This window comes from Agromyces aerolatus (assembly GCF_031432255.1).
Classification (GTDB): domain Bacteria; phylum Actinomycetota; class Actinomycetes; order Actinomycetales; family Microbacteriaceae; genus Agromyces.
This window is the reverse complement of sequence record NZ_JAVKGQ010000001.1, coordinates 166,620-180,152: the sequence shown is the minus strand read 5'-3', so window position 1 is coordinate 180,152 and position 13,533 is coordinate 166,620. Positions and strand designations below refer to the sequence as shown.

General features: G+C 70.5%; 11 protein-coding genes. 6 read left to right on the top strand and 5 right to left on the bottom strand.

The annotated features are described in order from the left end of the window. Positions 1–127 precede the first annotated feature (127 nt). The 4 genes from RH864_RS00755 to RH864_RS00740 all read right to left on the bottom strand — a co-directional run bounded on the left by RH864_RS00755 (position 128) and on the right by RH864_RS00740 (position 4,123). Positions 128–865, bottom strand: coding sequence for an ABC transporter ATP-binding protein (locus tag RH864_RS00755; protein WP_310515599.1), 738 nt, complete (start codon positions 863–865; stop codon positions 128–130). Beyond that, entirely contained in the window at positions 862–1,797 is a 936-nt protein-coding gene (locus RH864_RS00750) for an ABC transporter ATP-binding protein (protein WP_310516002.1), read from the bottom strand. Before RH864_RS00750 ends, RH864_RS00755 begins: the two co-directional genes overlap by 4 nt. A gap of 70 nt (positions 1,798–1,867) precedes the next feature. Continuing rightward, the gene (locus RH864_RS00745; protein WP_310515598.1) at positions 1,868–2,848 is read right to left on the bottom strand and encodes a branched-chain amino acid ABC transporter permease; all 981 of its coding nucleotides are present in this window, start codon (positions 2,846–2,848) and stop codon (positions 1,868–1,870) included. A 9-nt stretch (positions 2,849–2,857) separates the two neighbouring features. After that, positions 2,858–4,123, bottom strand: coding sequence for an ABC transporter permease subunit (locus tag RH864_RS00740; protein ID WP_396129930.1), 1,266 nt, complete (start codon positions 4,121–4,123; stop codon positions 2,858–2,860). Between the two features lie 437 nt (positions 4,124–4,560). Between RH864_RS00740 and guaB the strand changes: the two genes are divergently transcribed. Further along, complete coding sequence (gene guaB / locus RH864_RS00735) at positions 4,561–6,063, top strand: IMP dehydrogenase (protein WP_310515597.1); 1,503 nt, start codon at positions 4,561–4,563, stop codon at positions 6,061–6,063. A gap of 132 nt (positions 6,064–6,195) precedes the next feature. On the opposite strand, the gene RH864_RS00730 is transcribed toward guaB, so the two are convergent. Further along, positions 6,196–7,359: a MalY/PatB family protein gene (locus RH864_RS00730; protein WP_310515596.1), complete on the bottom strand. Its 1,164-nt coding sequence runs from the start codon at positions 7,357–7,359 to the stop codon at positions 6,196–6,198. Between the two features lie 179 nt (positions 7,360–7,538). On the opposite strand from RH864_RS00730, the gene RH864_RS00725 reads away from it, so the two are divergent. The 5 genes from RH864_RS00725 (at position 7,539) to RH864_RS00705 (ending at position 13,529) form a co-directional block, all read left to right on the top strand. After that, positions 7,539–8,174, top strand: a complete 636-nt coding sequence (locus RH864_RS00725) for a helix-turn-helix domain-containing protein (protein ID WP_310515595.1) — start codon at positions 7,539–7,541, stop codon at positions 8,172–8,174. 146 nt (positions 8,175–8,320) lie between these two features. Next, positions 8,321–9,949 (top strand): ABC transporter substrate-binding protein, encoded by a 1,629-nt coding sequence (locus RH864_RS00720; protein ID WP_310515594.1) that lies wholly within the window; start codon positions 8,321–8,323, stop codon positions 9,947–9,949. Between the two features lie 78 nt (positions 9,950–10,027). Further along, positions 10,028–11,038: an ABC transporter permease gene (locus RH864_RS00715; protein WP_310515593.1), complete on the top strand. Its 1,011-nt coding sequence runs from the start codon at positions 10,028–10,030 to the stop codon at positions 11,036–11,038. Continuing rightward, entirely contained in the window at positions 11,038–11,904 is an 867-nt protein-coding gene (locus RH864_RS00710; RefSeq protein WP_310515592.1) for an ABC transporter permease, read from the top strand. The genes RH864_RS00715 and RH864_RS00710 overlap by 1 nt, the downstream gene beginning before the upstream one ends. Further along, positions 11,901–13,529: an ABC transporter ATP-binding protein gene (locus tag RH864_RS00705; protein WP_310515591.1), complete on the top strand. Its 1,629-nt coding sequence runs from the start codon at positions 11,901–11,903 to the stop codon at positions 13,527–13,529. The genes RH864_RS00710 and RH864_RS00705 overlap by 4 nt, the downstream gene beginning before the upstream one ends. Positions 13,530–13,533: the final 4 nt, after the last annotated feature.

Sequence of the window (13,533 nt, the reverse complement as noted above, 5' to 3'; positions counted from 1 at the left end):
GGCGCGGGCGCGGCGGGCGGGCGGGCGGATGTCTCGTGCGGGCGCGGCCCCGAGACATCCGCTTGCACGTACGCGAGAAGGGCGGGCCCCGCGAAGCGGGACCCGCCCTCAGAGGGGGAGCGCCGGGTCAGGTGCCGAGCGTGCCGAGGTACAGCTCGGTGACCTTGGGGTCGTTCAGCAGATCGCGACCCGAGCCCGTGTAGGCGTCGCGGCCCTGGTCGAGCACGTAGCCGCGGTCGCAGATCTGCAGGCAGCGGCGCGCGTTCTGCTCGACCATGATGCAGGTCACCCCGGCCTTGTTGATCTCCGAGACGCGGATGAACGCCTCATCCTGGCGCACGGGGGACAGGCCAGCCGACGGCTCGTCGAGCAGCAGCACCTTGGGGTCCATCATGAGCGCACGGCTCATCGCGACCATCTGGCGCTCACCGCCCGACAACGAGCCGGCGCGCTGCTTGAGCCGCGAACCCAGCTCGGCGAAGATGCCCGTCACGAACTCGAGTCGCTCCTTGTAGATGGAGGGCTTCTGAAACAGCCCCATCTGCAGGTTCTCCTCGATGGTCAGGCTCGGGAACACGTTGTTCGTCTGCGGGATGAAGCCCACCCCGCGCGAGACGAGCTTGTTCGCCTTGAGCCCCGTGATGTCCTGACCCTCGAGCGTGATGGTGCCCTCGCGGACGTTCACCTGCCCGAAGATCGCCTTGAGCAGCGTGGACTTGCCCGCGCCGTTCGGCCCGATGATGCCGATCAGCTCGCCCTGGTGGGCGACGAGCGAGCACCCGTTCAGGATGTTCACGCCGGGCAGGTACCCCGCGTGCACGTCGTCGACGAAGACGACGGGGGTGTCGGTTGCGGTCGCGGTCACTGGTCCTTCTCCTCGAGCTCAGCCTGCGCCTCGTCCGTCAACACGGCCGCATCGGCCTGCGCCGACGCCGAGGCATCCGTGGTGGCGTCTGCGTCCTGGGCCGCATAGCGGCCCGTGACCACGCCGAGGTCGAGCTCCTGGTGCGCGCCCAGGTACGCGTCGACGACGGCCGGGTCGCGCATGACCGAGTACGGGTCGCCCTCGGCGACCACGCGGCCCTCGGCCATCACCACGACCCAGTCGGCGATGTGCCTGACCATGTGCATGTCGTGCTCGACGAACAGCACGGTCATGCCCAGGTCCTTCAGGTCGAGGATGTGGTCGAGCAGCGACTGGGTGAGCGCCGGGTTCACGCCCGCCATCGGCTCGTCGAGCATGACGAGCTTCGGCTCGCTCATGAGCGCGCGCGCCATCTCGAGGAGCTTGCGCTGCCCGCCCGACAGGCTCGCCGCGAAGTCGTTCGCCTTCGCGTCGAGCTTGAACTTGGCGAGGAGCATCATGGCGCGTTCCTCGATCTCGGCGTCCTGCTTGTTCCAGGCGGCCGGGACCATGCTGGTCCAGAAGCGCTCGCCGCGCTGCCCCTTCGCGCCGAGCTTCATGTTCTCGAGCACCGTGAGCAGGCCGAGCGCCTTGGTCAGCTGGAACGTGCGCACCTGGCCCATGCGGGCGACCTTGAACGCCGGGACGCCAGAGAGGGACGTGCCGTCGAACGTCCACGTGCCCTCGTTGGGCTTGTCGAAGCCGGTCAGCAGGTTGAACAGCGTCGTCTTGCCGGCGCCGTTCGGCCCGATCAACGCCGTGATGGCGCCGCGCGGGATCTCGAGGTGCTCGACGTCGACGGCGGTCAGGCCGCCGAACGTGCGGCGCACCTTGTCGGCCACGATGATCGGGTCGACCTTCGCGACGCCGGGTGTGGCGTCGCCGACGTGCAGGCCGGTGGTCTTCGGGCGCGGCGTGAGCGAGCCGTGCGGCTCGTCGGTCGGCTCGTGCGGGGCCGGAGTCTCACTTGACAAAGGTCAGCTCCTTCTTGTTGCCCAGGATGCCCTGTGGCATGAATATCACGAGCAACATGAGCGCGACACCGACGAGGATGAAGCGCAGCGTGCCCGCCTGGATCTGCGTCATGAAGGGCAGCACGCCCGCCTGCACGAGTGCGGGCAGGAAGTTGCTGAGGAACGTCTGGATGAACCAGAAGATCAGCGAGCCGAGCAGCGGCCCGAAGACCGTCGCGGCACCGCCGAGCAGCAGGGCCGTCCACACGAAGAACGTGAGCGAGGTCACGTACACGCCGGGGCTCGCCGCGCGTTCGAGCGCGTAGACGATGCCGCCCGACGCGGCGAGCACACCACCCAGCACGAGCGCCTGCAGCTTGTAGGCGAAGGCGTTCTTGCCGAGTGCGCGCACGGCGTCCTCGTCCTCGCGGATGCCCTTCAGCACGCGGCCCCACGGGCTGCGCATGAGCATCCACACGACGAGCACGGCGATCGCGAGCGTCACGAGGCCCATGATGCGCACCCACCACTCTGTGGAGGTGTACGTCCATGGCCCGAGGCCGTACGAGCCGTCGGGCAACGGGTTCGCGTCGCGGAAGTCGCCCTGATAGCCGGCGAGACCGTCGGCCGAGCCGGTGACGTCTTCGAACGCCGTGGTGAGGAACAGCAGCCTGACGACCTCGGCGGCCGCGATGGTAACGATCGCCAGATAGTCGCCGCGCAGCCGCAGCGTCGGTACACCCAGGATGAGTGCGAAGACCGCCGAGGCCACGAGGCCCGTCAACGCCGCGAGCCACCAGGGGAAGCCGAATGAGAGCGTCGAGATGGCGTAGCCGTACGCCCCGATGGCCATGAAGCCGGCGATGCCCATGTTGAGGAGGCCGGCGTAGCCGAAGTGCACGGCCAGGCCGAGCGCGGCGAGGGCGTAGCCGATGGTCGCCGGGCTGAGGATCGACGACAGCGAGTTCGAGAAGATCTGGAGCCAGTCCATGTGCGTGCCTTACCCGATTCTCTCTCGCCGGCCGAGGATTCCCTGTGGCCGGAACAGCAGGATGACGATGAGGATCACGAGCGCGCCCGCGTACCTGAGGTCGTCCGGAATCCAGAGCCCGGACACCTCGACGAGCACGCCGACGATGAGCGAGCCGATCAGGGCGCCGAAGGCGGTCCCGAGTCCGCCGAGCGTCACCGCGGCGAACATGAGCAAGAGGATCTGGGCTCCCATGTCCCACTTGATACCGGGTCGGTAGTACGCGTACAGGATGCCCGCGAGGCCCGCGAGGCCGGCCGCGACGATCCAGACGATGCGCACGACGTGGTCGACGTCGATGCCCGACGCCGAGGCGAGCGAGGAGTTGTCGCTGATCGCGCGGGTGGCCTTGCCGAGTCGCGAGTAGGTGAGCCACAGCGCGAAGCCGATGATGACCCCGATCGAGATCAGGATCGACGCGATGTCGATGCCGCTCAGCTGGATCGGCCCGAACTGCATCTTGGGTGCGGTCGCGCCCGGCAGCTGCGTCGTGCCGCCGCCGATGAAGAACTGGTAGATGTAGCGCAGCGCGAGCGAGAGGCCGATGCTCACGATCATGAGCTGCACGACCCCGACGCGTTTGCGCCTGAGGGGTCGCCAAAGTATGACGTCGAGTATCAGGCCGAACACGGCGCTCACGATCACCGCGAGCGGCAGGCCCACCCAGAGCGGCAGCGCGAGGGATGCCGCGCTCACGAGGAACGAGGCGGCCACGGCGCCGAAGGTCACCATCTCACCGTGTGCGAAGTTCGAGATCCCGGTGGTGCCGAACACCAGCGAGAGGCCGACCGCGGCGAGCCCCAGCATCAGGCCGAAGTTGAGGCCCTGCACGAGACGCTGCAGGAACTGGTCCCACACGCTCGTGACATTGCGCTCGCCCTCGCCGATGAAGAAGTTCACCGCCACGCGCCCGCCGGCGCCGACCGTCACCTCTTTCTCGTTCGGGCTGTCGTCTTCCGGATCGACGACGGCGATGCCCTCGGGCAGGGTCGACTCGTCGAGCGTGACGGTGTAGTCGTCGCGCTCGGGGACGCCGACACTCCACTGCCCGTTGGCATCGGTCGTGACCTCTTGTTCACCCCCCGGCCCGTCGATGGTCAGCACGACGCCCTCGAGCGGTTGCCCGTCGAGTTGCACGTTGCCGCTGATGCGATACGGGTCGTCCTCGGCGGCGAAGGCCGGTCCGGCCGTCAGCGCGAGCATTCCGAGGACGGCGGCGATCGCGGCGAAGAACACGGCGATCAGCCTCGGTACGCGTCCCGGTGGGGACGCGACTGCAAGGGTTGGGGATCTCACGAAACCTCCAGGTCGGGACACCACGGCCCGACGTCGGTCCCGTCGGCCGTGAGGGAGACCCTATGAGCGTAGTGTGTCGCCCGTGTTTCGGGTGCCGAGTCCTCGGCAAACGCATCCGAATCGTGAACAAGGGCGGGCGGATGCCTCGTCGGCGCGCATCCGCGCAGCGCGCCGGCTGCGCCGGGTCCCGGGCGCGTACGCGCGGGCCGCGCGCGGGCCGTGCGCGCCTGCCGTGCGCGCGCGCTCGCGCGGGAATACCTGAGCCCTGTGCCGGATTAGAATCGGTACACACCGAAACGGCCTGGCCGGGCCACGACAGCGGTGCATCTCGATGCCGACACGCGGCCGGCACTCTCGAACAGCGAAAGGCGCGCCCGATGGATCAGCACGACCCCTTCGGTTTCACAGGGTTGACGTATGACGACGTCCTGCTGCTGCCGGGGCACACCGATGTGATCCCGAGCGAGGCCGATACGAGCTCGCGGCTCACCCGCCGCATCACCGCCGCGACGCCGCTGCTGTCTGCGGCGATGGACACCGTCACCGAGGCGCGCATGGCGATCGCGATGGCCCGGCAGGGCGGCATCGGCATCCTGCACCGCAACCTCTCGATCGCCGACCAGGCCGACATGGTCGACCGGGTGAAGCGCTCGGAGTCGGGCATGGTCTCCAATCCGGTCACGACCTCGCCCGAGGCATCCGTCGCCGACGTCGACGAGCTGTGTGCCACGTACCGGGTCAGCGGCCTGCCCGTGGTCGACGACGACGGCACGCTCGTCGGCATCATCACCAACCGCGACATGCGGTTCGTCTCCGACTTCGAGAAGCCCACGACGAAGGTCAGCGAGGTCATGACCACGGCCCCGCTCATCACGGGGCGCGTGGGCATGAACCCCGACGAGGCGCTCGCGATCTTCGCCCAGCACAAGGTCGAGAAGCTGCCGCTCGTCGACGACGCCGGCAAGCTGACCGGGCTGATCACGGTCAAGGACTTCGACAAGTCGGAGCAGTACCCCAACGCGACGAAGGACGCCGAAGGGCGCCTCCGCGTGGGCGCCGCGATCGGCTTCTTCGGCGAGGCCTGGGAGCGTGCGGAGGCCGTCCGCGACGCGGGCGTCGACGTGATCGTCGTCGACACCGCGAACGGCGAGTCCGCGGGCGTGCTCGACATCATCCGCCGTCTCAAGGCCGACCCGACCTTCGCGCACATCGACGTCATCGGCGGCAACGTCGCGACCTACGAGGGCGCCAAGGCGCTCGTCGAGGCCGGCGCCGACGCCGTCAAGGTCGGCGTGGGCCCCGGCTCGATCTGCACCACGCGCGTCGTCGCGGGTGTGGGCGTGCCGCAGGTGACCGCCGTCTACGAGGCGTCGAAGGCCACCCGCCCGGCGGGCGTGCCGCTGATCGCCGACGGCGGCCTGCAGTACTCGGGCGACATCGCGAAGGCGCTCGTGGCGGGCGCCGACACGGTCATGCTCGGTTCGCTGCTCGCGGGCACGGCCGAGAGCCCCGGCGAGCTCGTCTTCCAGAACGGCAAGCAGTTCAAGACCTACCGCGGCATGGGCTCGCTCGGCGCGATGCAGACGCGCGGCAAGAAGACGTCGTACTCGAAGGACCGCTACTTCCAGGCCGATGTGCCGAACGACGACAAGCTCATCCCCGAGGGCATCGAGGGTCAGGTGCCGTACCGCGGCCCGCTCTCGGCGGTCGCGTACCAGCTCATCGGAGGGCTGCGGCAGTCGATGTTCTACGTCGGCGCGCGCACGATCGACGAGCTGAAGACCAAGGGCCGGTTCGTGCGGATCACTCCGGCCGGGCTCAAGGAGTCGCACCCGCACGACGTGCAGATCGTCGTCGAGGCGCCGAACTACACGCGGTAGTCGCCTCGCTGGTCGAGTAGGCGCGCCAGCGCCGTATCGAGACCCGGTGCGCCGGTCTCGAGGCCAGGTTGCCGGGTCTCGATACGCTCGCTGCGCTCGCTACTCGACCAGCGGGTGTCGTGCGTCCGCTCGCTACTCGACCAGCGGTGACCGTGCGTCGGCGAGGCGGGTGACGGCCTCGCCGAGCACCTCGGGGGAGCACGCGAAGTTGAGGCGTGCGAACCCTCGGCCCGGCCTGCCGAAGTCGGGTCCTGAGGCGAGCGCGACCCGGGCGCGCTCGAGTGCGACCGCCGCGGGGTCGTCGCCCCAGCCGAGCGCGCGCAGGTCGAGCCAGGCGAGGTAGGTCGCGTCGGGCACGCGATAGCCCACGCCGGGCAGCTCGTCCTCGAGCAGGTCGGCCAGCAGCCGCCGATTGTCGTCGAGGCTCGCGAGCACGCCGTCGAGCCACGGGCCGCCGTGCCGGAACGCGGCGACGCTCGCGATCGACCCGAACTGGCTCATGCGCCAGCCGACCTCTTCGGGCATCGCGGCGCGGAGCCGATCGCCGCGGTCGCTCGCCGTGACGATCGCGGCGGCTTTCAACCCCGCGACGTTGAACGCCTTGGTGGCGCCCGTGACGGCGACCCCGTGCTCGCGTGCCGCGTCGGAGACCGTCAGGAACGGCACGTACGGCATCGCGGATTGCGCGAGCGGGCCGTGCACCTCGTCGCTCACGACGGTCGCCCGGAAGCGTGCGGCGAGCTCGGCGAGGGCCGCGAGCGTCCCGGCGTCGTGCACGAGGCCGACCGGGTTGTGCGGGTTGCAGAGCAGGATCGCGCGCGCGCCGCGCGCGAACGCCGCCTCGATGCCGGCCAGGTCCAGCGACCACCCCGACGGCACGTCGCCGGCGAGGGGCACCTCGACCACGCGCCCGCCGGCCTCGGTCACGAGGTTGAAGAACGGCGGGTAGACGGGCGGGGTGATCACGACCTCCTCGCCGGGCGAGATGGCCTGGCGGAGCACCTCGACGACGCCCATGCTCACGTCGGCGGTCGTGGTGACGCGGGCCGGGTCCACCTCCCAGTGCAGGCGGGCGGCCGCGAACACCCCGAACGCCTCGGCCAGCGCGGTGCCGCCTGACGCGTACCCCGTGTCGGAGCGCCGGATCGCGGCGTGCAGGGCGTCGGCGATGGGCTCGGCGAGCGGGTAGTCCATCTCCGCGACCGGCAATGGGAGCACGTCGTCGGGATAGAGCCGCCATTTGGCGCTCGTGCGCGCTCGGAGTTGATCGATCGGGTCGGCCGGCACACGCTGCATGACTCCCATCCTGCCAAGAGCGGGGGCATGCGGCGCCGGTCGCACCGGACTGCGGCCACGTTTCGGTTCGGTTAAGGATGCGCACGCGTGACGCCAATCGCTCGCATGCCGCGATCCTGGCGCTTAGTGTGATCGAACACTGCGTGGCACCGAACACTGCCGAGGTTGCGAGGAACACGATGTCGTCAACAGACGCCGGCCAGGGCGCCGAGGTGGTCGGGCCGCGGGTCCGGCAGCTTCGAGAGGCCAAGGGCATGTCGATGCGCGCGCTCGCCCAGCGCAGCGGGCTGTCGGGCGGGTTCCTGTCGCAGGTCGAGCGCGGCCTCAGCTCGATCGCGCTGTCGAGCCTGCACAAGGTCGCCGATGCGCTCGACGTGACCATGGCCGACCTGTTCGCGGGCGCGGAGGCCGCATCCGGGTCCGGGGCGCCGACCGCGACCCCGGTCGGCGCGCAGGGCTCGGTCGACGACGACGGCGTGGTGTTCACGCTGAATCGCGCGGCCGACCGGCCGTCGCGCATCGTCTCGAGCGGACGTCACTACGAGATGCTGTCCGCGCGCGTCCCCGGGCTCACGCTCGAACCGATGCTCGTCTACATCGAGCCGGGCGGGCGCAAAGAGGAGCCCTCGGCCCACAAGGGCGAGGAGTTCGCGTACGTGCTGGAGGGGGAGCTGCTCTACGAGGTCGACGGCGTCGAGTATCGCCTGACGGCCGGTGACAGCCTCTTCCTGCGCTCGAACACGCCACACGTGTTCCACAACGACGGGGACGTCACGACCGTCGTCGTCTCGGTCGTGACGCCGCGTCACTACTGACCGGTGTGAAACGATCGTGTTACATCTGGTCTCACATCGCGTTTAGTGCGATAAAACGGTCGGAACGCATTTCCACGACCGCTCCACCCACCACCCCCGTCCGGATCGCCTCGCCCGAGAGGCGTTCCCCTTCCGCAGGAGGATTCGTGAACGCTCCATTCTTCCGCCGTCCGTTCGGCCGCCGACTGACGGCCGCCGCGGCGGCCGTCGTCGCCGGAACGCTCGCCCTCAGCGGCTGTGCCGCGGGCGTGCAGAACCAGGACGGCGGCGACGCCTCCTCGTCCGACGAGCTCCGGGTCGCCATCACCGCCTACCCCAGCAGCTGGGATCAGGACTTCGTCGGCTTCGACCTGACCGCGCTGACGATGTACAAGAACGTCTACCCCTACCTCATCGACTACGGCGTGACCGAGGTCGACGGCGGTGCGATCCTCGACACGACCGACATCTTCCCGACCTGGGCCGAGTCGTTCGAGAGCGAGAACGGCATGGACTGGACGCTCACGATTAAGGAGGGCGCGACCTTCCCGAGCGGCAACCCGATCACCGCCGAGGACGTCAAGTGGAGCAAGGACCGGGCGTTCGCGGCCGGCGCGAACGTCGCCGGCCTCTACAGCCTCATCGGCCTGACCGACCCGTCTCAGGTCGAGGTCGTCGATGAGCGCACGGTGGCGTTCCACCAGGAGTTCCCGAGCGCGCTGACCGAGCAGATCCAGGCCATCAGCCTGTTCATCTACGACTCGGTGCTCATGCAGGAGCACGCGACCGACGACGACCCGTGGGCCGCCGACTGGGCTGCGCAGAACCCGACCGACGGCGGCTACTTCGTGGTCGACGACGCGGTCCCCGGTCAGGAGATCGTGCTGAAGGCGAACCCCGACTACCTCGGCGACAACGGCGCCAACGTCGAGACGGTCCGGTTCACGGTCGTCTCCGACACCGCGACCGCCGCGGTCATGCTGCGCGAGGGCGATGTCGATCTGGCGCTCGGGCTGAGCGCGGCCGAGGTCGCCGACCTCGAGGGCGCCGAGGGCGTCAAGATCCTCACCGCTCCGAACAACGAGATGGTGAGCATCCCGCTGAACACCACCATGGGGCCGCTCGCGGACGTCCGGGTGCGCCAGGCCGTGGCCAACGCCATCCCGTACGACCAGATCATCTCGACCGTCTACGGCGGCGACGCGCGTCTGCCGAAGAGCCTCGTGCCGATCGACATGCCGGGGTACACCGAGGACGGCTTCCCCTACACGCAGGACCTCGACGCCGCGCGCGACCTCCTGGCCGAGGCGGGCGTCGAGAACCTCACGCTCCAGCTCGCGTATGCGGCCGAGGACGGCGAGGCCGAGCAGATCGCGGTGCTCGTGCAGGATGCGCTCGGCGAGATCGACGTCACGGTCGAGCCCCTGCCGCTCGACCCGGCCACGCTCGGCGAGCGCCGCGCGGCCCGCGACCTCGACATGCAGATCACCGCGGGTTCGCAGTGGGTGAACGACGTCGAGTACCTGATCGGCACGACGTTCAGCGAGGGCGCGGCCCTGAACTACTCGGGCTACAGCAGCCCCGCGATCGCCGACCTCGTCGTCCAGGCCCGTTCGGCGGCCGAAGCGGGAGCGCGTGAGGCGATCTGGGGTCAAGTCCAGGAGGTGCTCGCGCAGGACGTCCCCGGCATCCCGCTCGCGCAGCCCGACTTCGCGCTTCCGGTGCGCGACAACGTGGACGGCTTCGTCCAGCCCGTGGACAGCCTCATCAGGTTCAACACGTTCACGCTCGAGTGAGCCGCTCGGGGCCGCCCCCGCTCAGCGGGGGGCGGCCCAGCCCCCGCCCGTGATCCCCCGCGAAGGACCCCCCACGCGATGAGACTTCTGCGCTACGTCGGCATCCGGCTGCTGCTGGTCATCCCGGTGCTGCTCGGCGTGCTGGTGCTGACGTTCCTGCTCGTCCGGGTGCTCCCAGGAGACCCGGTCCAGGCGTTCGTGACGCCCGGCATGTCGGTCGAGGACGTCGAACGCGTCCGCGAGCGTCTCGGGCTCGACATCCCGCTCTGGCAGCAGTTCCTCGAGTACTTCGTGGGCGTCTTCCAGGGCGACTTCGGCACGTCCATTCAGACCAACACGCCGATCGCGGTCGAGCTCGCGCTCCGGGTGGCCCCCACGCTGGAGCTGGCGCTGCTCGCGGTGCTCATCGCCCTCGTGATCGCGGTCGTCCTCGGCATCTGGTCGGCGCGCCGCGTCGGCAACCCCATCGACCACGTGAGCCGCGTGGGCTCGCTCGCGGGCACCGCCCTCCCCGAGTTCTGGCTCGGTCTCGTGCTCATCGTGGTCGCCTACCAGTGGCTGCACTGGGCGCCGGCCCCGTCCGGGCGCGTCGATCGCGACGCGGCCCCTGCGCCCATCACGGGCGCCGAGCTGATCGACGCGATCATCACGGGCAACGGCCCCGCCATGGCGTCGGCGCTCGCACATCTGTGGCTGCCCATGCTGACGATCATCGTCGGGGCGTCCGCGTCGCTGCTGCGCAGCGTGCGCGCCGCAGCGCTCGAGATCCTCGCGAGCCCGGCGTGGAACACCGCGGTCGCGCACGGCGTTCGGGGCCGCACGCTCTCGAACGGCTACCTGCTGCGCGGCACGCTCTCGCGCCTGCCGACCCTCGTCGCGATCGTGCTCGGCAACGTGCTCGGAACCGTGGTGCTCGTCGAGCAGGTGTTCTCGTGGCAGGGCATGGGCCAGTGGCTCCTGCGCGGCCTCATGACGCGTGACTACCCGGTCGTGCAGGCGGGCGTGCTCGTGATCGCGCTGGTCTACGCGATCGCATACCTGATCGCCGACCTCTTGCACGCGGCGCTCGACCCGAGGGTGAGGCTCTGATGACGACCCTGCTCACGCCCACCGTCTCGCTGCGCCGGCGACGCAGGACCGCGCGCGGGTCGAACGCCATGATCGTCACCGGGCTCGTGCTCATCGGGCTGATGGTCGCGCTGGCCGTCTTCGCACCCCTGTTCACGCCGTGGGGGCCGACGCAGATCGACCCCGACGCCGTCCGTCAGCCGCCGTCGGCGGCGCACCTGCTCGGGACCGACGCGAACGGCATGGACGTGTTCTCCCGCGTCCTGCACGCGGGCCGGGTCGACCTGCTGATCGCCGTGGCCGCGGTCGCGCTCGCCGTCGTCGGCGGCACGATCCTCGGCGTCGTCACCGGGTACGTCGGCGGATGGATCGACACGACGGTCATGCGCATCCTCGAGATCGTCCAGTCCTTCCCGGTCTTCATCCTGGCGCTCGCGGTCGCCGCGATGCTCGGCGCGGGCGCGGGGAACCTCGCGATCGTGGTCGGCGTGGTGTCGATCCCGTCCTATGCGCGCCTGGTCCGGGCCGAGGTGCGCACGGTGCGCGAGCTCGCGTACGTCGACGCGGCCCGCACCTCGGGCATCTCGCACGGCTCGGTGCTCTGGCGCCATGTGCTGCCGAACTCGCTCACGGCGGTCCGGGTCGTCGCGCCGCTGAACGTCGGGTGGGCGATGCTCGCGCTCGCGGGCCTGTCGTTCCTGGGCCTCGGCGTGCCCGTGCCGCAGGCGGAGTGGGGCGCCATGATCAGCCAGGGCACGAGCGACATCGTCGCCGGACGCCTGTGGACGACGGTGCCGCCCGGCATCGCGCTCGTGGTGTGCGTGTTCGGCTTCAGCCTGCTCGGCGAGGGGCTGCAGGAGCGCGAGACCCGGAGGAGGTCCCGATGACCGACACGACGACCCCGCTGCTCGAGGTCTCGGGCCTCGAGGTGTCCATCCCGGTGAGCGATGGCGTCGTGCACGCCCTCCGCGGCGTGTCGCTCGAGGTCCGCGCCGGGGAGGTCGTCGGGCTGATCGGCGAGTCGGGCGGCGGCAAGAGCATGCTCGCGCGTTCCGTGGTCGGGATGCTTCCGCACGGCGCCGAGACGTCGGGCACGGTGTCGTTCCGGGGCGTCGACGTCCTCACGATGGACGCCGCGCAGCTGGCGAGCCATCGCGGGCACGGCGCGGCCATGTGCTTCCAGAACCCCCGCGCGGCCCTCGAGCCGCTGCGCACGGTCCGCAAGCAGCTGGCCGACCGGCTGAGCGCGCACCGCGGCCTCACGGGCGCGCCGGCGCTGGCCGAGAGCCGGGCGCTGCTCGAGTCCGTCGGCATCCGCGATCTCGACCGGGTGCTCGCGGGCTACCCGCACGAGCTGTCGGGCGGGATGGCGCAGCGCGTGATGATCGCGCTCGCGCTCGCGTGCGACCCGGGCATCCTGCTCGCCGACGAGCCGACCACGGGACTCGACGTCACGCTCACGCGCGACGCGCTCGACCTGCTCAGGGCGCTCGCGACCGAGCAGGGGCGCGGCGTGCTCCTGATCTCCCACGACATCGCCGCGGCGGCGCGCATCTGCGATCGCATCGTCGTGCTGCGCTCGGGCGAGGTGGTCGAGTCGGGCGCCGCCGAGGACGTCCTGACGAACCCGCAGGACGAGTACACGCGCACGCTCCTCGCCGCGGTCCCCGACATCGACCGGCCGCTGCCCGAGCCGACCCCGGTCGCGCCCGACGCGCCTGTGAAGGTCGAGCTCGCCGACGTGCACGTGCACTACCGGGGCGGCATCGGCCGCAAGGCGCACCACGCGCTGCGCGGGGTGTCGCTCGAGGTGCGTGCCGGCGAGACGCTCGGCGTCGTCGGCGAGTCCGGTTCGGGCAAGACGACCATGGCGCGCATGCTCATGGGGCTCGTCCCGCCGAGCTCGGGCGTCGCACGGGTCGGCGACGTCGACCTCTCGCGGATGGGACGTGCGTCGCGTCGCCGGCTCAGCCGGACCGTGCAGATGGTGTTCCAGGACCCGCTGGGCGCGCTCGACCCGCGGCGCACCGTGCTCGACGCGATCTCCGAGCCCCTCCTCCCGCTCGGGCTGGACGCCGCCGAGCGCGGACGTCGCACCGCCGACGTGCTCGCGCGCACCGGCCTCGACGACTCGTTCCTGACGCGCCGGCCGCACCAGCTCTCGGGCGGTCAGGCGCAGCGCGTCGGCATCGCCCGCGCGCTCGTCGCCGAGCCCGACGTGCTCGTGTTCGACGAGCCGACGAGCGCACTCGACGTCACGGTGCAAGCCCAGATCCTCGAGCTCATCAGGTCGCTGGGCGCGTCGCACGAGCGCGCCCAGGTGTTCGTCTCGCACGACCTCGCGACCGTGCGGTCCTTCTGCGACCGCGTCGTGGTCGTCTACCTCGGCGAGATCGTCGAGGCCGGCACGGTCGACGAGGTCTTCCATCGTCCGCAGCATCCGTACACCCGCGCTCTCCTCGATGCCGCGCCCCGCCTCGGCGGCCGCATCGTCGAGCCGCGTGCCGTCTGAGAGG

Excerpts from the sequence above, each read along its gene's own strand:
- RH864_RS00705 (WP_310515591.1), top strand. The coding sequence starts at position 11,901 with ATGACCGACACGACGACCCCGCTGCTCGAGGTCTCGGGCCTCGAGGTG.
- RH864_RS00745 (WP_310515598.1), bottom strand. The coding sequence starts at position 2,848 with ATGGACTGGCTCCAGATCTTCTCGAACTCGCTGTCGTCGATCCTCAGC.
- RH864_RS00710 (WP_310515592.1), top strand. The coding sequence starts at position 11,038 with ATGACGACCCTGCTCACGCCCACCGTCTCGCTGCGCCGGCGACGCAGG.
- RH864_RS00725 (WP_310515595.1), top strand. The coding sequence starts at position 7,539 with ATGTCGTCAACAGACGCCGGCCAGGGCGCCGAGGTGGTCGGGCCGCGG.
- RH864_RS00715 (WP_310515593.1), top strand. The coding sequence starts at position 10,028 with ATGAGACTTCTGCGCTACGTCGGCATCCGGCTGCTGCTGGTCATCCCG.
- guaB (WP_310515597.1), top strand. The coding sequence starts at position 4,561 with ATGGATCAGCACGACCCCTTCGGTTTCACAGGGTTGACGTATGACGAC.
- RH864_RS00730 (WP_310515596.1), bottom strand. The coding sequence starts at position 7,359 with ATGCAGCGTGTGCCGGCCGACCCGATCGATCAACTCCGAGCGCGCACG.